21 protein-coding genes are annotated in these 24389 nt (G+C 56.3%); 5 read left to right on the forward strand and 16 right to left on the reverse strand.

Annotated features, from left to right (window positions below; translation table 11 throughout):
- Positions 1-187: 187 nt before the first annotated feature.
- Entirely contained in the window at positions 188-502 is a 315-nt protein-coding gene (locus tag FA92_RS19675; protein WP_033784827.1) for a type II toxin-antitoxin system MqsA family antitoxin, read from the reverse strand.
- Here FA92_RS19675 and FA92_RS23370 point away from each other — a divergent pair.
- Positions 501-686: a hypothetical protein gene (locus FA92_RS23370; protein ID WP_033784828.1), complete on the forward strand. Its 186-nt coding sequence runs from the start codon at positions 501-503 to the stop codon at positions 684-686. The genes FA92_RS19675 and FA92_RS23370 overlap by 2 nt on opposite strands.
- Here FA92_RS23370 and FA92_RS19685 read toward each other — a convergent pair.
- Positions 679-1584, reverse strand: coding sequence for a LysR family transcriptional regulator (locus FA92_RS19685; RefSeq protein WP_013196433.1), 906 nt, complete (start codon positions 1582-1584; stop codon positions 679-681). The two genes, FA92_RS23370 and FA92_RS19685, sit on opposite strands and share 8 nt — an antisense overlap.
- 97 nt (positions 1585-1681) lie before the next feature.
- Here FA92_RS19685 and FA92_RS19690 point away from each other — a divergent pair, with 97 nt between their 5' ends.
- Positions 1682-2740, forward strand: a complete 1059-nt coding sequence (locus FA92_RS19690; RefSeq protein WP_013196434.1) for an SDR family oxidoreductase — start codon at positions 1682-1684, stop codon at positions 2738-2740.
- 54 nt (positions 2741-2794) lie between these two features.
- Here the strand turns inward: FA92_RS19690 and rluF are convergent, their stop codons facing one another.
- Together rluF and FA92_RS19700 are read right to left on the reverse strand one after the other, a co-directional pair.
- Positions 2795-3673, reverse strand: coding sequence for a 23S rRNA pseudouridine(2604) synthase RluF (gene rluF / locus FA92_RS19695; RefSeq protein ID WP_013196435.1), 879 nt, complete (start codon positions 3671-3673; stop codon positions 2795-2797).
- A 103-nt stretch (positions 3674-3776) separates the two neighbouring features.
- Complete coding sequence (locus tag FA92_RS19700; protein ID WP_033784829.1) at positions 3777-4247, reverse strand: GNAT family N-acetyltransferase; 471 nt, start codon at positions 4245-4247, stop codon at positions 3777-3779.
- 322 nt (positions 4248-4569) lie between these two features.
- Here FA92_RS19700 and sfnG point away from each other — a divergent pair, with 322 nt between their 5' ends.
- Complete coding sequence (gene sfnG, locus FA92_RS19705; RefSeq protein WP_033784830.1) at positions 4570-5658, forward strand: dimethylsulfone monooxygenase SfnG; 1089 nt, start codon at positions 4570-4572, stop codon at positions 5656-5658.
- 129 nt (positions 5659-5787) lie between these two features.
- Here the strand turns inward: sfnG and FA92_RS19710 are convergent, their stop codons facing one another.
- Positions 5788-7761, reverse strand: a complete 1974-nt coding sequence (locus tag FA92_RS19710) for an autotransporter domain-containing esterase (protein ID WP_033784831.1) — start codon at positions 7759-7761, stop codon at positions 5788-5790.
- Between the two features lie 194 nt (positions 7762-7955).
- On the reverse strand, positions 7956-8846 hold the full coding sequence (locus FA92_RS19715; RefSeq protein ID WP_033784832.1) for a MurR/RpiR family transcriptional regulator: 891 nt from the start codon (positions 8844-8846) through the stop codon (positions 7956-7958).
- A gap of 416 nt (positions 8847-9262) precedes the next feature.
- Here FA92_RS19715 and FA92_RS19720 point away from each other — a divergent pair, with 416 nt between their 5' ends.
- A complete protein-coding gene (locus tag FA92_RS19720; RefSeq protein ID WP_033784833.1) occupies positions 9263-11383 on the forward strand; it encodes a TonB-dependent siderophore receptor in 2121 nt (706 codons plus the stop codon).
- Positions 11384-11417: 34 nt separating this feature from the next.
- Positions 11418-12512 carry an ABC transporter substrate-binding protein gene (locus FA92_RS19725; protein ID WP_156105739.1) on the forward strand — a complete coding sequence of 365 codons (1095 nt, stop codon included), beginning with the start codon at positions 11418-11420 and terminating at the stop codon, positions 12510-12512.
- On the opposite strand, the gene FA92_RS19730 is transcribed toward FA92_RS19725, so the two are convergent.
- The 10 genes from FA92_RS19730 to FA92_RS19775 all read right to left on the reverse strand — a co-directional run bounded on the left by FA92_RS19730 (position 12501) and on the right by FA92_RS19775 (position 24109).
- Complete coding sequence (locus FA92_RS19730) at positions 12501-13484, reverse strand: XdhC family protein (protein WP_013196443.1); 984 nt, start codon at positions 13482-13484, stop codon at positions 12501-12503. The two genes, FA92_RS19725 and FA92_RS19730, sit on opposite strands and share 12 nt — an antisense overlap.
- The gene (locus FA92_RS19735; RefSeq protein ID WP_033784836.1) at positions 13481-14047 is read right to left on the reverse strand and encodes a nucleotidyltransferase family protein; all 567 of its coding nucleotides are present in this window, start codon (positions 14045-14047) and stop codon (positions 13481-13483) included. The genes FA92_RS19730 and FA92_RS19735 overlap by 4 nt, the downstream gene beginning before the upstream one ends.
- A 93-nt stretch (positions 14048-14140) precedes the next feature.
- Positions 14141-16450, reverse strand: coding sequence for a xanthine dehydrogenase family protein molybdopterin-binding subunit (locus tag FA92_RS19740; RefSeq protein WP_033784838.1), 2310 nt, complete (start codon positions 16448-16450; stop codon positions 14141-14143).
- Positions 16447-17439: a xanthine dehydrogenase family protein subunit M gene (locus FA92_RS19745; RefSeq protein ID WP_033784839.1), complete on the reverse strand. Its 993-nt coding sequence runs from the start codon at positions 17437-17439 to the stop codon at positions 16447-16449. Before FA92_RS19745 ends, FA92_RS19740 begins: the two co-directional genes overlap by 4 nt.
- Positions 17436-17900, reverse strand: a complete 465-nt coding sequence (locus FA92_RS19750; protein ID WP_072009008.1) for a (2Fe-2S)-binding protein — start codon at positions 17898-17900, stop codon at positions 17436-17438. Before FA92_RS19750 ends, FA92_RS19745 begins: the two co-directional genes overlap by 4 nt.
- 699 nt (positions 17901-18599) lie before the next feature.
- Positions 18600-20144, reverse strand: a complete 1545-nt coding sequence (locus FA92_RS19755) for a methyl-accepting chemotaxis protein (RefSeq protein ID WP_033784840.1) — start codon at positions 20142-20144, stop codon at positions 18600-18602.
- Between the two features lie 554 nt (positions 20145-20698).
- Positions 20699-21568 (reverse strand): metal ABC transporter permease, encoded by an 870-nt coding sequence (locus FA92_RS19760; RefSeq protein WP_033784841.1) that lies wholly within the window; start codon positions 21566-21568, stop codon positions 20699-20701.
- A complete protein-coding gene (gene sitC / locus FA92_RS19765; RefSeq protein WP_033784842.1) occupies positions 21568-22428 on the reverse strand; it encodes an iron/manganese ABC transporter permease subunit SitC in 861 nt (286 codons plus the stop codon). Before sitC ends, FA92_RS19760 begins: the two co-directional genes overlap by 1 nt.
- A gap of 2 nt (positions 22429-22430) precedes the next feature.
- Positions 22431-23246, reverse strand: coding sequence for a manganese/iron ABC transporter ATP-binding protein (locus FA92_RS19770; RefSeq protein ID WP_033784843.1), 816 nt, complete (start codon positions 23244-23246; stop codon positions 22431-22433).
- A complete protein-coding gene (locus FA92_RS19775; RefSeq protein WP_275451419.1) occupies positions 23243-24109 on the reverse strand; it encodes a metal ABC transporter substrate-binding protein in 867 nt (288 codons plus the stop codon). The genes FA92_RS19770 and FA92_RS19775 overlap by 4 nt, the downstream gene beginning before the upstream one ends.
- Positions 24110-24389: the final 280 nt, after the last annotated feature.

Below are 24389 nucleotides of genomic sequence, written 5' to 3' on the forward strand. Positions count from 1 at the left end.
ATCCTGCCACGCCCTTATCAGGGTGAAAAGTGTCGTTGTTCTGAATGTGAGCCCTTTTAAAATCTCGATTGAGGCGGGAAATGCACTGTCTGATTAGGCGAAAAAGAGGGCTATGTTAACCTGCCGGGGTAACGGATGTCGGGCGCAGCCGTAAAAGAATGTGCTGCCCGCCATCCGGACGGGCATATCAGACCGGCGCGAGCGTCTTTAACGTTTCAGGGTTCTGCTGCACCATGCGAATTAATAATACAGCCTTGGCGTTAGGTCTGGCTCTGCCCTGCTCCCAGTTCTGCCAGGTCGTCTCGCCAGTGTGGAGATAATGGGCGAAAACGGCCTGAGAGAGGTTGAGTTTTTCGCGTACGTCGCGCAACTCCTGTGGCGCAATAGTGACAGGAGCACGCTTAGTAACCTTATGCCGTTTAAGTGTGATTTTGCCCTCCTGATGATCCTTAAGCTCCTGCATACCCGTCATCAGTTCACTGAAAATATCGCATTCAGTCATGTCTCAACCCTTTTTTGATCACATTCAGCGCGGTCGCCTGGGCATCACGCTGCTGCTTCGTAAGATCGTCGCGTTGGTCTTTATCTTAGATGGTAAACAGGATGAATTGGCCTTGTTCGTCCGTCCAGTAAAAGATAATCCTGATGCCACCTCTGGCACCCTTGTGTCGGCGCTCATCAACTGATATTTCTCCTGGTTCCCTGCTCCACCACCTCACTCAACCGCCCGACCAGCTTACGGACCTTATCAGGAATAAAACGGGCATCCGGGAACACGGCATAGAGATAACGATCGGGCAGTCGCCAGTCAGGTAACACCCGCACCAGTCGGCCGGAGGCCAGCGCGTCTGCGCCAGGCAGCGTCTGTAAGCCGCCAATGCCGAGGCCTGCTTCAAGAGCCTGCATCAAGGCATCGCTGTTATTAGACCGAAACACACTTTCCACCGGAACAGAAATCCTCATGCTCTCAGAGACCAGCTGCAGCGGCGCATCAGTCGCTATACCGCTAAAACGTATATGTGGATGGCGCATAAGGTCATCGGGTGTCTGCAGTGTGCCGTTTCGCGCTATCCACTCAGGGGAAGCCACCAGCACGGTTTCAACCGTGGCGAGTGAACGGGCAGCCAGCATGGCGGGTGGCGACTCGCTGAGACGGATCGCCACATCAACGCCCTCCGCAACGAGGTCAGACAGGCGATCCTCCAGCGCAATATTCAGACGCAGCGCGGGATGCGCCTGCTGGAAGGCGATCAGATGCGGCATCAGCCGCTGCCCGATGCCGGTCGGCAACTGAACATGCAGTCTGCCGTGAAGCGGCTGCGAGCCGGGCCGTAATTGCTGCTCCAGTTCCTCCATCGCACCAAGCACTTGCCTGACCTGCTGCAGATAATGGAGCCCCTGCGCCGTCAGCGCCATTTTTCGCGTGGTGCGGTGCAGCAGTACCACGCCCAGCACCTCCTCCAGCGCGGCAATCTGCTGGCTCACCGCGGACTGCTTCATGCCGTTTTGCCGGGCCGCCGCCGAAAACGATCCCGCTTCCGCGACCCGGATGAAGGTCTGAATCGCAGTCAGTTTGTTCTGCATTTATTGATTTTCCTGATAAGTGATATCCGGTTCCGGGGATTTAATCAGAATTTAACGCAGGTGAGAATGCGGCTTCTTTCTTAACCGGATAGCGATCATGAAAACAACACAGGGCAAAAAAGTTGCGCTGGTAGCGGGTGCCAGTGGAATTGTGGGTCAGCAACTGACTCAGGCGCTGGTCGCAGACCAGTGGCAGGTAATCGCGCTGACCCATCGCTCAGGTTCTGCTACAGGCGGCACAGAGGCTGTTGCGGTCGATCTGCGCGATCGGCTGCAGAGCCAGCAACGGCTGGCATCACTCACCGACGTTACGCATATCTTCTACAGCGCCTGGCTCAATGCTGCTGACTGGACGGCGATGGTCGGACCCAATCTCACCATGTTGCAGAATCTGGTTCAGGTCATGGAGGATGTCGCCCCGCTTGAGCATGTCAGTCTGATGCAGGGATACAAGGTGTATGGCGCACATCTGGGCCGATTCAAAACCCCGGCGCGGGAAAGCGATCCTGGCGTGCCGGGGGCCGAGTTCAACGCCGCACAGCTGAACTGGCTGAGCGCACACCAGCAGGGTAAAGCCTGGCACTGGAGTGCGCCGCGCCCTGGCGTCGTTGGCAGTGATCGGCATGGCAACAGCATGAATCTGGCGCTGAGTCTGGCGCTCTATGCATCGATCTGTCGCGCGGCGCGGCTCCCTCTGCGCTTCCCGGGTTCGCCGGAAACCTGGCACAGCATGGTCGATTTTACCGATGCTGAACTGCTGGCCGATGCCACCCTCTGGACTTCGCGCAGCGCTAACGCGCGTAATCAGGCGTTCAATATTAACAATGGTGACCTCTGGCGCTGGAGTGAGCTGTGGCCGGTGATTGCAGCGTGGTTTGAACTGGAGATTGCCCCGCCGGTTTCGCTGTCATTCCGGCAGATGTTTCAGGATTATCGTGCGCTGTGGCGGCAAATCGCCGAGGAGCATGCCTTAATTGAAGCAGATATTCTGGCACTCAGTGACGGTGCTTTCGCTGATTTTATTTTCGGCTGGAATTACGACATGTTTGGCGACGGCAGCAAACTGCGGCGGGCAGGCTTTCAGGGTTATCGCGCGACGGATGAGATGTTCTGCGATCTGTTTGCCCGCTTTCGGGCGGCACGCGTTATTCCGTGATGCGTCCGTGAAAGCGCAGAGAGCGAGAATATCGCTCTCTGCATCGGGCTGGGTTTAGCGCCCTTTCTTCTTCCGTCCAGGCTGGACAAAGCGCTTGCGCGAGGCGCCAGCCGCATCCGCTTTCTCAGCCGGTTTCGCGGCACTTTTCTGCGGTTTCTTAGCGGCAACTGCTTTAGCCGGAGCTTTGGCTTTCTTCGCGGGTTTATCTTCTGAAGAGGAGTTCTCGAGCAGTTTAAACAGCTCAACGAGTTCGTCGTCGGTGAGGTCGCGCCATTCGCCCAGCGGCAAACCCTTAAGATTGACGTTCATGATGCGGGTGCGCTCAAGCTTCGTCACTTCAAAGCCGAAATGCTTACACATGCGACGGATCTGGCGATTCAGACCCTGAACCAGCGTAATACGGAAGACAAATGGCGCTTCCTTTTTCACTTTGCACTTTTTGGTCACCGTGCCCAGCATCGGCACGCCTGCGCTCATCCCGGCAATAAATTCATCGGTGATAGGCTTGTCGACGGTAACAACATACTCTTTTTCATGATTGTTACCGGCGCGCAGGATTTTGTTGACCAGGTCGCCGTGGTTGGTCAGGAAAATCAGGCCCTGAGAGTCTTTATCAAGGCGGCCAATCGGAAAGACGCGCTTGCTGTGATTGACGAAGTCGCTGATGTTATCGCGCTCGCCCTCTTCCATGGTGGTGATGATCCCCACCGGCTTATTCAGGGCAATCAGCACCAGGTCGTCTTCATCGCGCGGTTCAATCAGCTGACCATTCACCTTCACCACATCACCTGCAAATACCTGCGCGCCCACAGAGGCGCGTTTGCCGTTAATGAAAACGTTGCCCTGCTCGATGTAACGATCGGCGTCACGACGGGAGCAGATACCGCTCTCGCTGATGTATTTATTAAGACGTGTTGATGAGCCAGTCAGCATGATTCCTCCAAAAAACGCGGACTATACCTTACCGGAGGGGGCTTGCGAAGTCTTTGCACGGTAAACTTTCGCCCCATTTCGCCAGCCTTGCGGCAGCGGGCATTCATAGCCCAATCGCCATCTCAATACAGCGCAACGCGCAGCCCGCCAGCTTTGACGGATAGAGACTTTCTCCCAGCGCGCGGAAGCCATGCTGCTCATAGAAGCTCACGGCGTTCGGCGTCGATGCAAGGGTCAACTGACGGTAGCCACGCTGCCGCGCCTCCGCTTTAATAGTATCAATGATCAGGCCAGCCATTCCCTGTCCGGTGAAATCGGGCAGCGTAAAAATGGCTTCGACACTGGCGGCGGCGAGATCCAGCGATCCGGTAGCGACCGGCACACCGGCCGGGCCATCAATCACGAAAAAAGGATTAACACGGATCATCGCGGGAAAGCCGACAGGCATGCGGTCCGGCGTCCAGGCGGCAATCACATCGGGTGGATAGACCTGCTCGCAGCCATGACGAATGGCCTGATTTCGGATGTTCCATAAAGTATGCGCCTCTTCAGGCGATGCCTGTCTGACTATCATGCTCCCCTCCGGCTGTAATCGCGTCGCGCTTCGCTACGTTATCACAGCACGTCCCGCAGAACTGACATTCTGGCCCTGGTGTCGTCAATAGCGTGATGGCAGGCATTCACCGTTCACCGATCCGTTCAGGCATCGCTGCTGCATTGGCAACCCGGTTGTCTCAGACGTGCCGCATTTGCAACACACCTGGCTCGCCTCAAACTGGTTACTGCTTTAAAAACAGTCTCTTATTTTATGGCACGGTTACTGCTTATCTTTCCGTTATATCGGAAAGTTTGGAAAAAATGATCGCCCCATTAATTCAGCTATATAAGGAGAGACAATGTCCGCTTCACAGCCTTTACAGTTCGCTTACTGGGTTCCGAATGTCTCAGGCGGATTGGTGATCAGTCAGATAGAGCAGCGAACCCGCTGGGATGCTGCCTACAACCGTAAACTGGCGCAGATTGCCGAACAGGCGGGTTTTGATTATGCGCTGACGCAGATCCGGTTTACTGCCGGGTATGGCGCAGACAATCAGCATGAATCCGTCACCTTCTCACAGGATCTGCTCAGTCACACCTCGAAATTAAAAGTGATCGCCGCGCTGCTGCCTGGCCCGTGGAATCCGGTATTAGCGGCAAAGCAGATCGCCACCATCAGCCATCTCTATGGGCCACGTATCGCCGTTAACATCGTCAGCGGCTGGTTCCGGGGTGAATTCAAAGCGATTGGTGAACCCTGGCTCGATCATGAAGAGCGCTATCTGCGTTCCGAAGAGTTTATTCTCTGCCTGCAAGGCATCTGGCGCGAAGAGAATTTTACTTTTGCGGGTGATTTTTATCGCTTTCGCGATTACGCCATGAAACCCAAGCCGTTGTCTCCATTACCGGAAATTTTCCAGGGCGGCAGCTCACGTGCGGCGCGCGACATGGCTTCCCGGGTGTCAGACTGGTATTTCACTAATGGGAATACGCCGGACGGCGTCCGTCTGCAGATCGCGGATATCCGTGAAAAAGCGACACGCAATCAGCATCAGGTCAGAATCGGACTGAATGGATTTGTGATTGCGCGGGAGAGTGAACAGCAGGCGCAGGCGGTGCTTCAGGAGATCATCAGCAAAGCCAACCCGGATGCGGTGAAAGGCTTCCAGCATGAGGTCAAAAATGCAGGCAGTGCTTCACCCGAAGGTGAAGGCAACTGGGCGAAATCGTCGTTTGAAGATCTGGTGCAGTATAACGACGGCTTCAAAACCAATCTGATTGGCACCCCCCAGCAGATTGCTGAACGGATCATCGAACTTAAGCAGGCCGGAGTCGATCTGCTGCTGCTGGCGTTTCTGCACTTTCACGAAGAGGTGGAATTCTTTGGCCGCGAAGTGATACCGCGCGTTCGTGAGCTGGAGGCGCAGGCGGCACTGACCGAAGCGTGAAAGCCGCACGTCAGAGCGAGTTTAACGCTCTGCCGCCGCGGCGTAATGAATAACACGCAGTGTCGTCTGCCGCACCGTTTCTGACAGCGGCAGACGATCTCTGCACGGCCTTTTGATACCGCTTAACATTTAAAAACGGGCGTTAAGACCGACGTTCCATGTCGCCTGGTGATAGTCGCTGTTACCTGTCACCGCTGAAACGCCGGCAAACGCGTTCACCGATGTGCCAATGGGCACGCTTGCGCCCAGAGCCATATTGATCCAGCTATCATCCCGTGACCCGCTGCTGCGGATAAAGGCGGTGCGGGTCGATTTCAGTCCGGCGGTAACAGCAGAGTCGCTGTCGCCGAACTGATGGTTGTAACTGACCTGCGCCCAGGGATTGACCACTAAATCTTTGCTGTCGATACGCCAGCCCACCGAGCCGATTTGCGAATGCAGCGTCTGGTCGCCAAAGCGCATCGAGGTACTGCTGTTCCCTTCTTCTCGGTAGCCATCAACCTGGATGTAGTCGAGCGCATAGCTGGCCATCGGGCCGGTGGAGACATAGCGGCCCAGCGGTAAATCCCAGCCGGTCTGCACCCGCATACCCAGCACCTTGCCGTCGCTACTGCTCTTCTCCGTGCGGGTCGCCGGTCCCAGTCTGACCTTACGCTCAATATCATCAAAGTTAAGATCGGCGTAATGGGCATCTGCATTAATCCATCCCCGATCCAGATAATTTAACTGGCTCCACAGCGCCACCAGATTGCCGCGTAAACGGTAATCAAAGCGCGACGAGGGATCCTGTCGTTGCGAGGTGGTGGAGAGCATGGCGCCGGCCTGCCAGTGATCGGTCAGCTGATAGCCCACACCCACGGTGCCGGTGGCGCTGGTGGCATCGCCATCCAGCAGGCTGTCGCCGCGGAAATCTCGCTGCTGTCCGGCATAGCCACCGAAAACCGTAAACTCTCCGGCGCTGGCGGGCTGCTGACGCTGCTGTTGCAGATGGCCATCCAGCGTATTCTGCGCATCACCCACCAGCATCGACGGTGCCTGACTCAGCGCGGCCACCTGCAGCGGCGCATTCAGTACTGACTGAATATAATCGGCGATCAGCGCATGCACTGCCGGGCTGGGATGCAGCCGGTCGGCGAACAGATATTGCTGTGACTGCGAAAATCCTGGCGTCGAGGAGGTGCAGTCCATGGATGAGACGCCGGGCGGACAGGCCATGCCCGCCGTGTTGCTGAGTCCATACAGGCGCGGGTTATCAATCACCTCATTAAACAGGCCATTAATATCCACCCGCGCGATGTTACCGCGTGCCGCCACCAGGCCCTGTTCCTCCGCCTGGTTGTAACGATCGGTGAGCGCCGCCGCCTCCTGACTCAGCAACTGCCAGGCGGCAATCAGCTGTTGAGCAAGGGCATCGCGGATCAGCGGAATCGAAGAGACCTGACCAGCGGCCTCGTTAAGCGCGGTTTCAATCGCCTGTTCTCTGGCGGCACGATCTGGCGTGGTGGTGGCGCTCAGCGACTGAAACAGCGCCGCCGTGGCAGGCTCCGCGGCCGGACCCAGCACCTGCAGAATCGCCTGAAGCAGCGCGGGCGTGGCCCCGACATTTGGCACCGTCGGCACAATCACCGTGCCGGCCCCGGCATCCAGCAACCGGCTAACCTGTGAGGCTGCGGCACTGGCACTGTTATCCACGATCTGCTGCGCAGCGAGCGGCGCAAGGGCTGCCGCCGCTAAGTCATTGCCGCCAATCCAGTGAATATAGAGTCCGTCCGGATCGGCGCGTCCGTCGCGCGCCGCCAGGTAACGATCAAGCTGATCCTGGGTATTAAATAACGGATTGATCGCGGGCACTGCGACGGCACCGCCCTCGGCATAGTTGTTACCGCCCTGGGATGAGGGGCGCAGAGTGTCACCCAGCGACTGCGCCAGGATCTCGTCATAGAGCGGATGGGTCGCACCATCATAGGTAAAACGTCCTACGTTTCCGCCATCGCTCAGACTGTCACCAAAGATGGTAAGGTCACTCCATGCCATTGCAGGCAGCGGCGACAGAAGGCTCAGGGTGGCACAGCAGAAAAGGTATTGCGCGTGAAGGGGTTTCATCAGCAGCTCCGCACAAAACAAAGTAAAGGGAGAAAAAGTAAAGCCGTACCCGGAGGCACAGCACGCTGTAAGCGTAGTCGCCCTGGTAAACGGGCTGATGAAAAGACGCGATCGCGCTCGCAAAGCGGGAAAATTTGACGTAAAGCTGAGCCGGTTTTTACCGGGAAACTCCCGTCACGGCTCAATCCTGCAGATTACTTTTTGCTGGCGGGTTTCAGCCCGCGATAGAGATCCTGTAGCCGTTTCATCGTCTTAACGGTGCGCTGCGGCAGCGTCGACGCCACCGACAGGATTAGCATCTCAAGACAGACCATAATCGTGCCGTGCAGCGGAATGCGCCCCTTCTCACCCCCACGGGGCACATTAATCACCACATCTGCCTCACGCGCGAAAAACGAGTCGGTGGCGTTAGTCAGCAGGATAATCGGGATATCCAGCCGTTTCGCTTCACGCACCACGGTAGTTCCCTCCCGGTGCGCCGACTGCTGCGCCATCATTATCAGCACGTCGCCACGCTGCAGCGCCAGCATCTGTTCTGCCAGCGCAATGCCAGCGCGATTAAGCGAAAAGGCGGGCAGGCCGATGCGGTTCAGCAGTCGCACGCTGTAATCCGCCAGAATACCCGAGGCGTTAATGCCAAAAATAGCCACTTCCCGCGCTTCACTCAGCAACGCCACGGCATCTGCTAATGCCACCCGGTTCTGCGGCTGCGCCAGCACCTCACAGGCGTGCCGGTGACCCGCAAGTACGAAGTCGATGGCGCTGTTCACATCACTGGTCACCTCACTGACCGTGGTGATCATCTTATCTTCCGAGGTCAGTGAGGGACCAAACCAGGCCCTGAGCGTCTGTTTGAGATCGCGCAGTCCGCTAAATCCCAGCGCCTGAATGGCACGGATCACGGTGGCGTCAGAGGTCGCATTCGCTACGGCGATCTCCATCGCCGTACTTTCAAGCACCGTTTCACGCTGTTGATCGATATAGCGCGCCACCGCCAGCAGACGAGGCGAGAGCTGCTTTTCGCGGGCGCGCAGACGCTCTGCCACCACATCCACCCTGTTTTTGACTGGCCGGCTCTGTTTCATGCTGTTCCTGCTGCTGGGTTAAACGTTGAAAAAATGTAGTGAATGGCTGAATCCGTTTTCTTTTTCACCTGCAAAAGATGGGGATTTATGCCTCAAACGGTATTTGGCATGGAAATAAATTCAATTTATTCATTTACCTGAATCACACACGCATCTGATTATCGGTGAAGGTACATTTAGCCATAATTGTAGTGATTTATGTACAAATTATGTTTACTACTACATTACCGGATGTTTGAATGATTCTCAATTACAGATGAGAAGCATTGTCGTCCGGGTGCCGTAATGATCGCCGAGCCCTGATGCTGATCGCCTCTGTTTAAACCGCTGCATCTTGCAGAACACCTTCAGGGAAGCCCGGCGTAGTCGTCAGCCATCGGGCCTTATTAGCTTCAGAAACAGATACGAAAAGAAGAATGAAAAACAGAGACTCGCGATATCCGGCCCGGCACCCCGCTCTGGTCGTGGCGATCTGTGGCAGCATGCTGTTGCCGCATGTCAGTGCAGCAACCGACAGCGCATCAGATATGACCGTGACCGCCGATGCCAGCTCAGAGGGAAATTACAGCGCCAGCGAAACCAGCGTTGCCAGTAAAATGCCAACCGCGCGGCTCGATGAAGCACAATCGGTCAGCGTGGTGACGCAGCAGCAGCTGGAAGATTTCCAGGCCAGCTCCCTGGCGGATGCAATGCGCTTTGTCAGCGGCGTCACCGAGGCCAATACGCTGGGCGGCACCGAAGATGGCTTTGTACGACGCGGTTTTGGCAGTAATGCCGATGGGTCGGTTTATCGCGATGGCATCCGCAGTAGTCAGGGACTCAATTTTGATGCCACGACCGAACGGGTTGAGGTGCTGAAAGGCTCCTCCTCGCTGCTGTATGGCATTCAGAATCCGGGCGGCATTATCAATGTGGTCAGCAAAAAGCCACAATACAGCTGGCACTCCAGCGTTACCGGGCGTTACGCCAGTGAAGGTGGCGGTGCGGGTACGCTGGATGTCACCGGCCCGCTGGGCAATGGCTTTGCCTTCCGGCTCATCGCCGAAAAGCAGAATCAGGATTACTGGCGCAACTTTGGCAGCGAAGAGCACACGCTGCTGGCACCCTCTCTGCAATGGTTTGGCGAGCAGGCCAGCTTTCTGATCAGCTATGCCGACTACCGTTATGATATTCCCTACGATCGCGGCACCGCCTTTATCGACGGCAAGCCGATCAATATCGGCTATAAAGATCGTCTGGATGACAAAGCCAATCACGCATGGGGCCATAACAAAACGCTGAATGCCCACTATGACTGGCAGTTTAATGATGAGTGGCGCACCCGGTTCACCCTGGGCTGGAATCAGCGGCGCTATGACAACAATGAGGTGCGCGTAACAGCGGTGAATGCCAGCACGGGCGTGGTTACTCGTCGCGCCGATGCCAACCGCGGGTTTAACCACAAAACCAAATATGTGAGCTGGGATCTGCTGGGCAACCCGGAAATTCTGGGCATGCAACATGCGCTGGTGGTGGGCACCGACTATGAGATGAACCAGACTTATCGCGCCCATCAATATCTGGGCAAGGTCAATCGCCAGTTCAGTTATTTCAATCCCGACTATGACATCCTGTCACCGGTTACAGATGACAGCACGGAAAATACCACCGGCGCGAATAACCTGAACCGTATTCATAGTCGTTCGCTTTACGCCAAAGACAGTATTTCACTCACACAGGACTGGATTCTGGTGCTGGGCGGCCGTTATCAGCATTATGAACAGCGCGCTTCCCGCGGCGTTAATCCCCAGTCAGAAATCCTGAACGATGAGGGCAATAAGTTTCTGCCACAGGCGGGGGTGATCTACAAACTCACGCCTGACCTCTCTTTCTACACCAGCGTCAGCAAATCGTTTACGCCATCTACCGATGTGGATGATGACGGTAATGTCGGCAAGCCTGAACAGGGCACGAGCTGGGAAGTCGGCAGCAAATGGCAGCTTTCGCCGAAACTGCTGGCAACAGTGGCGCTTTACCGGATTGATGAAAAGGCGATGTCGCTGAACATCAATGGCAGCACGCGGGCCATCGATAAAGCACGCTCGACCGGCGCTGAATTTGAGCTCAACGGCGAAATCGCGCCCGGCTGGGATTTGAGTGCCAACTACAGCTATGATCAGGCAGAGATCGTCAGCGATCGGGTGAATCCGGAAAACAACGGTAATCGCCTGCAGAATGCACCGCGTCATGCCGGTGCGCTCTATCTGAGTCATGAGATGCAGATCACCAGCCTGCCCGGCGCGTTCAGGCTCGGCGGTGGCGCGCGCTACGTCGGCACCCGTGCGGGCGATCCTGATAACAGTTTCACCCTGCCCGACTATGTCGTGGCAGACAGCTTCGTGGCGTGGAACAACCGCCTGTTTGGTGAAAAAACCCAGCTGCGTCTGAATATCAATAATTTGTTTAACCAGCACTACTACAGTTCAAGCGGCGGCAACCTGCGCGTCCGTGAAGGCGAAACCCGTAATCTGATGGTACAGGCCCGTGTGGAATTTTAACTCGCTACGTTCGGTGCTGCTGACGATCGCTGTGATGCTGGTCAGCGCGGGTGCACATGCCCGTACGCTGACCGATATCACCGGTCGCCAGGTCACGATTCCCGACCATCCGCAGCGCATTGTGCTAGGTGAAAGCCGGATGCTCTACAGCGTCGCACTGCTGACGCCCGGTAATCCGCTGCAGCATATTGCCGGCTGGCCGCAGGATCTGAAAAAGTACGATCCTCAGACCTGGCAGGTTTTTGCCCGCCAGTTTCCCCGGATGGAGACAATTCCGGTAGTGGGGCTGGATGGCGTTAACGATATGAATCCAGAACAGGTGATCGCGCTTAAGCCCGATGTGGTGATCCTGCCGCAGCTGGCGCGTGACAGTGAAAACGGCGCCGTGCTGGAGAAGATGCTCGCTGCGGCGCATATTCCGGTGGTGAAGATCGATCTGCGGGTTAATCTGCTGAAAAACACTGAGCGCAGCATCACTTTGCTGGGTGAGGTGCTGAATCAGCCGCAGCGCGCGGCTGAGTTTAATCACTTCTACCGCAGCCACATGCAGCGCATTGCCGATCGGCTGGCGAGTTATCAAGGCCCTAAACCGTCCGTTCTGCTGCAACTGCATCTTGGACGGCGCAGCGAATGCTGCGTCACCTCGGTGAATGGCAATCTGGGTGAGCTGCTGACATTTGCCGGTGGTAATAACATCGCAAGCCAGCAGATTAAAGGCGTGTTTGGGCGGCTGAGTGAGGAGCGCGTGATTGCTGCCCAGCCGGAGTACTACTTTGCCACCGGCAGCGGCAGCACCGATGAGGCGGGCGCGCTGAAGCTCGGCCCCGCCGTTACCGCGTTGCAGACCCGGCAGAGCCTGCTGGCACTGACCGGTCAGCAGAACGCACTGAAACAGCTAACTGCGCTACGGCAGGGTCATACCGGAGCCCTCTGGCACAATTTTTATCTCAGCCCGTGGCACGTCGTAGCGACCGAGTTCTTTGCTACCACGCTCTACCCGCAGCTATTCCGCGACGTCGATCCCGAACAAACGTTACAGCAGCTGTTTCGTGATTTCCTGCCCATCCCTTATTCGGGCAGCTATCTTTATCGGCTGGCACCTGAGAAGACGGCGGGATCAGGCGGCTGAAGGCTCACTATTCTTCACGCGGACGATATCGGCCATGACCGACAGCGCAATCTCCGCCGGGGTTTTGCTGCCGATGGGCAAGCCGATGGGCGCATGGATGCGGTCCAGTTCGGCCCGATCCATCCCCGCGATCTGTTGCAGACGCGCCCGTCGTTTCTCGCTGTTTTTCGCCGAACCCATGATGCCGATGTAGAACGCGGGGGTTGCAATCGCTTCCATCATCGTCAGGTCATCAATGCGCGGATCGTGAGTCAGTGCCACAATCGCCACCGCGGCGTGCGCGCCATTCAGTTCCAGCCAGCGCGCCGGATGCTGTGATACGAGCGTCACGTTGTCCGCGTCGCTGAAATGGCTCTCCAGCTCCGTCCGCATTTCCGGTCGGTGCTCACAGACCCGCACGTGAAAGCCCAGCATCTGTCCCAGCCGGATGCACTCATGTGCCACGCTGGAGTAGCCTGCGATCAGCAGTTCCGGTATCGCGCCAACCGGCAGTAACATCTGCTGCTCGCTGGCATCCAGTGCGGGCAGTCTCCTGTCGGCGGCAATCGCCTCCCACTGCGCGCGCTCGCCCGGCCGTATCATTTTTACCAGCGGCTGTTGCCCGCTCAGCGCGCGCTGCATCGCCGTCAGCAGCGCCAGCGTGACGTCATCAGGCGGCAGAAACTCGATGACGATTTCCAGACTGCCGCCACACGGCAGGCTGACGTCCGGACGCATCCCGCCCTCGCCGTAGCGTACCCGCTGACTGCTGGCGCGGTACGCCCCCGCCGCCAGCTGCGCCAGAAAGTCCTCTTCGATGCAACCGCCTGACAGCGATCCGCAATACGCGCCGGCTTCGTTAACCGTCATGAGGGTCCCGGGTGCGCGCGGCGAAGAGCCATAGGTGTGCAGCACCGTACAGAGCCAGACCTGCTGGCCCGCCTGGCAACTGCTCAGTGCCGCATTAATCACGCGTTGATCCAGCGTTATCATGAAAATTCCTTTATCAGCTGCAGATCGGCAGGAAAATCGATATCACAGAGGCAGCCGCGATCGTGAAGCGGCAGCCGGACAGCCTGTGACTTCACGATTGTCTGGGGTCCGGCATCGCCCTGTAACGTGCTCAGCACTGAAAAATAGTGATTCTGAAAGCCCACCGGATGGCCCGGTTTGCCCTCGATGACTGGCCTGACGATCGGCGAATCTGCCAGCGCGGCACTGACGGCGCGGTAACTTTCAGGCGTCACAAACGGCATATCGCCCAGCGCAATCAGCCAGCCGTCGTAGTCATGGCTGGCGTTAACGCCCGCTGCGATGGACTCGCCCAGCCCGCCGCTGTCGCACAGCACGATCGTCGCCCGTGAGCAGAGCGACTGGATTGCCAGGGCGTCGGGACGGGTCGCCACGAACAGGTCAAGTCCACTGGCAGCGGCCTGGTCCAGCGTGCGCTGCAATACCGCTTTGCCTTCAAGGTCAGCCAGCAGCTTATGCCCGCCCGCCTGCTGGCGAAAACGTTGACTCAGCCCGGCGGCCAGTACAATCAGCGCTATCTTCACTCTCTTTCTCCGCTATGCGTGAAAACGGGCGCTGGCTTAGCCCGCGCCTGCATAACCAAAGTCCGGCCTGCTGGCAGCAGGTCAGGAACCGGTTCAGATAAGCTTGTCGAGCGTAATCGGCAGATCGCGTACGCGCTTGCCGGTGGCATGGAAGACTGCATTACTGATCGCTGCCGCAACACCGACGATACCCAGTTCACCCACCGGTTTACCGCCCATGGTGGTCGCCTCAAAATCGGGCTCGCCTACGTTGATGGTAGTAATGCTCGGGATGTCACCATTTACCGGCACTAAGTAATCTGCGAGGTTATTGTTGATTACCCGACCGTTACGCGGATCGATGATGCCCTCCTCCATCAGCGCCTGACCCACTCCCATGATCATGCCGCCAATCCACTGGCTGCGCGCCAGTTTCGGGTTATAGAGACGACCGCTGTCGAGCGCGGCCACCATCCGTTTAACCCGGATGGTACCGAAGTCTTCATCGACCCGGACCTCAACAAACTGCGCACTCCAGCTGTGGGCAGAGAATTTTTCGGGGCGGGTACCGTCATTAAGATTACGCACCATCTTGTCGCGTTCGCTTTCTGACATATCATCCGGGAAGGTGCCGCCTTTCACCGTCAGACTCTCTTCCGGGGCCAGCGTCGCCAGCTGAGCAAAGGAAACGGCGAGATCGCTGCGCTGATTGTGCTGCACCCCGTCGCCGTTCAGCGTGAGCTGAGACGCAGGCGTGCCTTTCAGTGGCGACTGTGACAGTTCGCTGGCCAGCTTCAGCAGCTGGTCGCGCATCCGTTTGGCAGTGTCGTTCACCGCCGCGGTCACGTTGCCTGCCAGCTGCGATCCACCCGCTACACCCGCGCGCGGCAGCGCGGTATCACCCAGCTGCACCTCAATGGTGGTGGAGGCGACGCCCAGAATATCGGCAGCGGTCTGCGCCAGAATGGTATAGGTTCCGGTGCCGATATCCGCACCGCCGCACTGCACCACAAATTTGCCCTGCGGCGTCAGGATAATTTTCGCTTCGGCAGGGAGTTTGTTGACCGGATAGGTGCCCGAGGCCATGCCCCAGCCAATCAGTTCACGCCCTTCGCGCATTGAGCGCGGCGTCATGATGCGCTTGTCCCAGCCAAAGGCTTCTGCGCCTTTCTGATAGGCTTCTTTCAGACGGCGAGAACTCCACGGCAGGTCGAGCTGATAATCTTTATCTGCCCAGTTGCGCAGACGCAGCTCCAGCGGATCGATGTTCAGGGCATAAGCCATCTCATCCATCGCCACTTCCAGTCCAAAGGCGCTTGGATTTTCACCTGGCGCGCGCATCCACCCTGGCGTCACCGTATTAATCGGCCTGACCTGATGCTGCGCGGAAACATTGCCTACCGCATACATGCGGGCGGTGACTTTGCTGCAGTTCTCGGCGAAGACATCAATGAGTGACGTTTCACTGAAGCTGCGCTGGATAATTGCCTGAATTTTGCCGTCGCGTGATGCGCCCAGCTCCAGCTGCTGCGAGGTCGCCGGACGCCCGCCAAGACCGGTAAAAGTCTGCGGACGTGTCAGCGACACTTTGACCGGGCGCTTCAGCGCACGCGATGCCGCCGTCGCCAGCGCAACATGGGTGTAAGGCACCGGCTTAGAGCCAAATCCACCGCCGACATACGGCGAGATGATCCGCACGTCTTCAACCTCAATGCCCATCCACTCGGCAATCTCTACCTGCGCGCCGGCTACCCACTGGCTCGGCTCCCAGACGGTAATGCGCCCATCCTGCCACTCCGCCACACAGGCGTGCGGCTCCATCGGCATGTTGTATTCACGCGGTGTGGTGTAACGCTGGCTCAGGCGCACCTCGGCCTGCTGCATCGCCGACTGGGCATCGCCCATATCGATATCCTGCTTCGGGAGCGGTTTTGGCTCGACGCCCTCATCGGTGGCAAAAATCAGTGCGTCAGACGTTTCATACTCAATCTCCACCAGCGAGGCGGCATAGGTCGCCTGCTCAAACGTCTCAGCCACCACCAGACCGATGTTCTGACCGTTGTGAATAATCACATCATCCTGAATCGGGGTGTAGGTTGACTGCGCCGCGCCGCCATCGGCAATCGCCGTGGGTTTGTTGATCTTCAGCGTGTTCAGATGGGTATAGACCGCCAGCACGCCGGCGGCCTGCTGCGCTTTTTCCGTCGCCATGCGGCTGATGCGGCCGCTGGCAATCACAGACTGGATCACCACGCCGTAAAGTGGATTTTCCGGCTGATGTTCTAACGCATAACGGGCCTCACCGGTGACTTTCACTTTACCATCGCCACGCGAGCGGGATGCGCCCAGACCTTCAATCCGGGTGTCTGCCGCTGAGTTCGCGTTGATCATATCGGGACGCGCTTTGTCGTTTACTTCACTCATGCGGTTTCTCCTGCTGCCATCAGCGCGCGTGCAATCACTCGCGGCGCCAGTTTTACTTTATAGGCGTTGTGGGTCAGCGCCTGCGTCTCCTGAGTAATCCGTTCTGCCGCCTGAAACACCGTCTCTTCCTTAAACGGCTGGCCTTCCAGCGCCTGCTCGACCGATCGGACGCGCCAGGGTTTAGTGGCGACGCCGCCCAGGGCGATATGCACGTCACGCATCACGCCGTTTTCCAGCGTGAAGCCTGCGGCCGCGCTGGCTGCTGCAAACTCATAGGAGCTGCGGTCGCGGACTTTGAGGTAGTGTGAGTGCCGGAGTGACTCAGTTTGCGGCACTTCAATAGCCACAATGATCTCGTCATCTCGCAGATCGTGCTCACAATCAGGCGTATCACCCGGCAGCAGGAAGAAGTCATCAATTGCGATGCGACGGGTTTCACCCTGCTGATTTTTCAGAACGACGATGGCGTCAAACGCCACCAGCGCAACCGCCAGATCGCCGGGATAGACGGCAATGCAGCTGTCGCTGGCACCCAGAATCGCGTGATTGCTGTTGACGCCATCCAGGGCGGCACAGCCGGAACCAGGATTGCGTTTGTTGCAGGCCGGGAACGTTGCCGGGTCACGGTAGTAGTTACAACGGGTGCGCTGACGTAAATTCCCGCCCAGCGACGCCATATTACGAATCTGAGGCGAGGCAGCCTGCCACAGGCTGCCATAGATGGCTGGCGCGCTCTGCTGGCAGGCGGGATGATCGGCCAGCTGGCTCATGGTGACCAGTGCACCAGCGGTGATCTTATCGTCATCAAACTGCAGGTTTTTCAGCGCCGTTAAGCCGCTGATGCCAATTAATTGTGGTGGCGTGAAGACACCACACTTCATCAGATCGAGCTGCGTCGTGCCGCCCGCCAGCAACTGACTGCCCGACTGCTGTTTCAGAGTGGCAGCCTCTTCAGGTGACTGTGCAAATTTCCAGCTGAATTCATTCATGCGGACTCCTTCGCCATCTCAGCAGCGGCCTGTTTAATCGCATCGACGATGTGCGGATAAGCCCCGCAACGGCAGAGATTGCCGCTCATGTATTCACGGATCTCATCGTCGGAACCGGCATGCCCCTCTTTAATGCAGGCGACGGCGGACATAATCTGTCCCGGCGTGCAGTAGCCACACTGGAAGGCATCATTCTCCATAAAGCAGCGCTGTACCGGATGCAGTTCACCCTCGGTGGAGGCCAGCCCTTCAATGCTGGTGACGTCAGCGCCATCCGCCTGGGCCGCCAGCGTCAGGCAGCTCAGCACCCGCTGACCATTTATCAGCACGGTGCAGGCACCGCATTGTCCCTGATCGCACCCTTTTTTGGTGCCGGTCAGATTAAGATGCTCACGCAGCGCATCCAGCAGAGTGACTCGCGGATCGACCTGCATCTGCTGCGACTGACCATTGACCTGCATTGTTAGCGATATTTTTTCCGACATTGTCTGCTTCCCATTGTTGGGGGCTAAAAGATGAAATTTTTATAGGTTTAGTTCTGACGGGAGTGAAATCGGGGAAAATCGTGATAACCCTAATCTTTACGCGCGTATCTCTGTCTTAAGGTTTAGCAGCTTTTTAGCAATCTGGCGGGCATGTCGGGAAAAAGTCAGCGTTATCTGAGGAAAAAAGGAATGTAAAGCGCTATATATTATATAATATAACGATTACATATTATTGATTTTAGTGGATATATTTCTGGATCTTTCCAGCCAGTATCGCTTACAGGATTGATGCAGCCGCCTCACTAATTTTTCCACAAATTGCAGCCGCTACACTCGCAAGGGAGCAAAGCCTGCTGTCATAATCTGACCGGACGCAAGTCAGTACCTCAATCAGCAGATGTCATTGCAGACCAGGTTGCACAGTTCAGACTAATGAACGTTAAGTTTGCACGGCTGACTATACGTGGGACCAGGAGTCAACAGGGGTATCTTTACTCTCTCCCTGCTCCCATTCATGCTCATTTTTCTGTCGTCAGAAAGTGGAAACGAATGATGTCTGAGCGCTGGGTGACAAACAGGTGCCTGTCACCCATCCTCATCTGCCGGAAAAGCAGACCTTCGGAGGTGTGAATACTGGCGGCACCTCGAGCAAGTGAACACCGCCACCAGAGGTCATCACACCTGAAACGCGGCCACCATGCCCCGCAGCGCGTGCGCCTGTTCAGAGAGCGACTGAGAAGCAGAAGACGACTCTTCCACCAGCGCGGCGTTATTCTGCGTCACGCTGTCCATTTGCGTCACGGCGACACTGACCTGAGATATGCCCTGCATCTGCTCTGATGAGGCAAGGGAAATGGTATCCATCGACACAGCCAGTTCATTCACCATGCCAACAATTTTCATAATGCTGTCGCCAGTTGACGAGGCGACCGTGACGCCGCTTTCCACCTGGGTTACCGCTTCTTCAATAAGCAGTTTTATATCGCGGGCCGCAGAGGCACTGCGCTGCGCCAGTGTCCTGACCTCACCCGCGACAACAGCAAAGCCGCGTCCTTCTTCTCCTGCTCGTGCCGCCTCAACCGCTGCGTTCAGCGCCAGAATGTTAGTCTGAAACGCAATACTTTCAATCACAGAGGTAATGTCCCGGACTTTAGTCGCGCTCATTGATATGGCTTGCATCGTCTCTGCCATACGCTTGACATCCGTTTCCCCGGCGTGGGTAAGGCGCGCAGTTTCACGGGCCGAGTTGGCGGTCTCCTGTGCCCCGCTTGCATTGCTTTTTACGGTAGCGGTGAGCTGTTCCATGCTTGCCGCCGTTTCCTGCAGGGCAGCGGCCTGCTGTTCGGTTCGGGAGGAGAGTTCTGTATTACCCTGCGAGATTTCATCTGCGGCCAGTGCAACGGATGCAGAGGTATCTCTGATATTTGCCACCATGCTGCGCAGGTTGGCCTGCATAACATCCAGCGAAGCAAGCAGGCTGGAAGTATCGTTATGCCGTAACAGGACAGGCGATGTCAGGTTACCCGACGCAATCGCCGCGGCCAGCGCCTGTGCCTGTGCGGGCTCTCCGCCCAGCTGACGCATGAGCGTCCGGATGATGGAATAACAGGCTGCGATAGCGATGAGGAAAGAAATCAATACCATCACCGACATCAGCGTAGCCGTTTGCGAAGCTGCTGCCCTTGCATCCAGAACGGTTTTCCTGCTTACCTCCATCTGAATAGTCGAAAGCCGATCGAGGGCATTCAGCATTGTTCGCTGTCCTGGCCTTACGGTTTTTAGCAGGTAATCAACGGTTTCAGACTGAGGTGCCTCCATCGCTTTCCTGCCCGCCGTCATGAGCAGACTCAGTGCGGATTCATCCGTGGAGGTCAGATTTTCCAGCGCACTTTTGCCTTCCGCTGAGACGTTTTGCGACATACTGGCCGTCAGCTTGTCCCTGTTCTGGATGTAGATGGCTTTCTGAGCGACTATTCTGTCCCATTCAGGCTGTCTGTCATTCTGTTCATTCAGTAATGCAATATTCCTGACTGCGATCGCCATGTCTCTGGCCGCATTTCGCATGTTCTGAATCAGTTCATAGCGGTAGATTTTATTATTTACAGCGTTTTCCATATCATCCCTGGCCTGCCAGAGTGCATGAAGTGCCGTCCCGGTGCAGAGAAGAAAAAGGATGATCAGCAGGCTATACCCTGCGACAAGACGCGTGGCTATTTTCATATTATTTTCCGTTATATTTTTGAGATTGCTATGTTGCTCTGGTGTTAAAAAATGAGGTTGAATAAAAAATCATGCAAAACTTTTTCTGGTAGCGCCATTAATAACGGCGCGACAGAAAATATATATAGACGATGGGAGAGGAAACTAAGGAATCAAAAAGAGAGGAACACGCCTGTAAAAACACAAGTCATTGATAATTAGCAATTAAAACAATAGCTATCAGCAGACTAATTAGTGTTAAAAAACATTTCACGCTACAAATTATTTCTAAGCGTATTTTTCAATCCGCCTGCATGCATTGCCGGAATCATAAATTTCTAAGGGAGTGCGCTATTTTTTTGTTTCACATAACAATCCTGAAGCTGTGCTGAGAGCACCACGGATCATTACTGAGAGATTAAATTATCCGCTCCGTTCACAGGAGCGGATATCACTACCAGAACCGACATGATGCGTCACTCGCTGTTTAAAGCCTCACCTTTCAGGCATGAGAATATGTCGGTTTAGACGCTCTCCACTCTGAAATCTGAATTTCACCACGCCCTATTATTGCATCAGGAGGGTTTATCACCGCAGGCGCTCTTTTCGGTATACCGATGTTTCAGCCGTTCCCGCTGCCGGGTTTTACGTCCCGCAATGACCATCGCTACGACAAACACCACAGCAAACAACACCACTATTGTCGGCGCAGGTGCGCTGTCGATAAAGAATGAAAGATAAACACCGCTCAGCGATACCAGTACCGACACCATAACCGCCACCAGCAGCGCATGTGAAAAACGACGGGTGAGCAGCACCGCAATAGCGCCAGGTGCGATTAGCAGGGAGATCGACAGGATGATCCCCACCGCTTTCAGCGTCGCTACAATGGTCAGCGAGACCATGCAGAGCAGCCCGTAATGCAGCAGACGGGCGGATAAGCCAGAGACCTGTGCCTGCTGAGGGTCGAAGCTGAACAGCATAAAATCACGCCACTTCACCACAATCACCATAACGATGATCAACGCGATAATCGCTGTCTGAACGATATCTGCGCCGGTGATGCCAAGCATGTCCCCAAACAGGATATGATCCAGGTGCACTTCAGGTTTCACGGCGATATAGAGGATTAGCCCCACCGCGAACATGCCGGAGAAGACAATGCCCAACACGGTATCCTGCTTAATGCGGCTGTTGTCCTGCAGGAAACCACTGGCGACGGCACAGAACAGACCCGCGACAAACGCGCCCACCGCCAGCGGCAGTCCTGCCATCCACGCGAGCACGATGCCAGGGAATACCGCATGGCTCATGGCATCGCCCATCAGCGCCCAGCCTTTTAGCACCAGAAACACCGACAGCAGCGCACAAGGGATTGCCACGACCAGCGCGATAAGCAATGCACCATTCATAAATGCAAACCGGAAAGGGTCAAGGATCCACATCAGCCAGGCTCCTTTTCAGGGTGATGGCGGCCACGACGCCGGTTAGCCAGCAGGCCATGTTTCGGTGCAAAAACAAACGCCAGCAGGAACAGCAACGTCTGCGCGACCACGATAATGCCGCCCGTAGCGCCATCCAGGTAGTAACTCGCCCAGGCACCCAGAAAACTGGTGATGCTGCCGATCGCGACAGCAATCATTAGCAGACGCGGAAAGCGATCGGTGAGCAGCCAGGCGGTTGCGCCGGGCGTCACTACCAGACAAATTACCAGAAACGCGCCGACGGTTTGCAGCGCCGCCACGGTAGAGACCGCCAGCAGCGTAAAGAAGAGAATTTTCAGCCGTTCAGGCCGGAGTCCGATGGCGCGCGCATGATTCTCATCAAAGAAGGTGACCATCAGATCTTTCCACTTAAGCAGCAGAATGATGATCGACAGCCCGCCAATCAGCGCCAGCTGGAGTATATCGGCTGGCGCAATCGCCAGTATGTTGCCCAGCACAATGGTCTGTATGTTCACGGCAGTCGGATTGAGCGACACCATAAACAGGCCCAGACCAAAGAAAGAGGAAAAGATCAGGCCAATGATCGCATCTTCTTTTAAGCGGGTGCGCTGATTGAGTAACAGCATGCTGCCTGCTGCCAGCCCGCCGGAAAGAAATGCCCCCAGCGCAAACGGCAGTCCGAGCATGTAAGCGCCTGCGACGCCTGGTACAATAGAGTGTGAAAGCGCATCACCTATCAGTGACCAGCCCTTCAGCATCAGATAGCAGGAGAGAAACGCGCAGAGTCCGCCCACCATCGCGGAGACCCACATCGCGTTAAGCATGTAGTGATAACCAAAAGGTTCCAGTAACAGCGCCATGCTTAGCTCCCCTCTTCCCGTGCGGCATGAGGTGCAATAAAGGGACGTTCATCATCGGTGATGATCTGATCGTCCAGGCCCTTCACCATCACATGACGCAATACCCCGCTGAACGCGCGCTCAAGATTAGCGGCGGTAAACGTAGTCCGGGTCGGGCCGCTGGCCAGAACGGTGCCTTTTACCATTACGGTGTAATCGCAGAACTCTGTGACCGATCCCAGATTATGGGTGGAGACCAGCATAGTCTTGCCTTCATCACGCAACTCCCCCAGCAGGCTGATGATGCTGGCCTCTGTCTGAACATCCACGCCGGTAAACGGCTCGTCCAGCAGGATCACGCTGCCCTGCTGCGCAATCGCACGCGCCAGAAACACCCTTTTCTTCTGCCCGCCAGAGAGTTCGCCGATCTGACGATGGCGATAATCCAGCATATCGACCCGCGCCAGCGCCTCACTGACAATCTGCTGGTCATGCGACTTTGGCCGGCGCAGCAGACCCATGTGCCCGTAGCGCCCCATCATCACCACATCTTCCACCAGCACCGGAAACGACCAATCCACCTCTTCCGACTGCGGCACGTAGGCGACCAGACTCTGGCGCAGCGCCTGGCGGGTCGGCATTCCCAGCACCGAGATACTGCCGCTGGCGAGCCGCACAAATCCCATCAGCGCTTTGAACAGGGTTGACTTGCCGGAGCCATTAACGCCCACCAGCGCGGCGATCGATCCGCCCGGCACGCTGAAGCTGGCATCATGCAGCGCAGTATGTCCATTGCGCCAGGTTACCGTGACGTCTGAAACCACAATGGTGTCTGTCATTGCGCTTTCTCTCCCGCTTTAATGCCCTGTACCAGTGTCTCAGTGGTGACTTTGAGCAGATCAAGATAGGTTGGCACCGGTCCCTCAGCGTTACTCAGGGAGTCGACGTAAAGCACACCACCGTAATGGGCACCAGTTTCCCGCGCGACCTGGCGGGCGGGCTTATCTGACACGGTGCTTTCACTGAACACCGCCGGAATGGCATTTTTTTTCACCCGGTCAATCACGCGTCTCACCTGCTGCGGCGTACCCTGCTGGTCAGCATTGATCGGCCACAGGTAAAGCTCTTTCATGCCCAGGTCACGCGCCAGATAGGAGAACGCGCCTTCACTGGTCACCATCCAGCGTTTCAGCTCAGGAAGAGCGGCAATCTGCTGGCGCAGCGGATCCAGTGCCGCGGTAATTTTTTGCTTATAGGCAGCAGCGTTCTGACGGTAGGTCTCTGCGTTCATCGGGTCATATTTCACCAGCGCATCGCGGATGTTATCGACATAGATCAGCGCATTGTCCGGTGACATCCAGGCGTGCGGATTCGGTTTACCATTATAGGGCCCTTCGCCAATGCCCATCGGCGTTACACCAGCAGAGACCACCACTTCCGGGACGCCGTCCAGATGCTGATAAAAGCGCTGAAACCAGCGTTCCAGATTAAGCCCGTTCGCCATAATTAACTGCGCACCCTGCGCCCGCCGGATGTCACCGGGCGTGGGCTGATATTCGTGTATTTCAGCACCGGGCTTAGTAATAGAGGTGACCTCTGCGGCATCGCCAGCCACGTTCTCAGCCATGTCAGCTATCACCGTAAACGTTGTCACTATCTTAAATTTTTCTGCTGCATAGCTGCTGCTCGCCATCAGGTTCATGAGCAGTGCGCTCAGTAACAGCGTGGTGAACTTTTTTATCGGGACCATTGGGCGAGCTCCAGAGATGATTAAAAACAGTACACAATTAGCATAGGCTATTTTTTATAGCACAGGCTATACCTTACGAACAGCAAGAAGATGTGAAGTTTCTTCAGCATTCAGGTTCAGGTGTCAGCTTTTGTAAATCAGCTCAGTTACTCTCTGATATAAATAAGAATAATTTTGATGAGTTGTGTCATTCAACCCGCTTATGGCTTCGCGAAAGGCGGGTTTTTCTACT

Origin of the sequence: Pantoea sp. 9140 (genome assembly GCF_000745295.1) — a bacterium.
Taxonomy (GTDB): Bacteria; Pseudomonadota; Gammaproteobacteria; order Enterobacterales; family Enterobacteriaceae; genus Pantoea; species Pantoea vagans.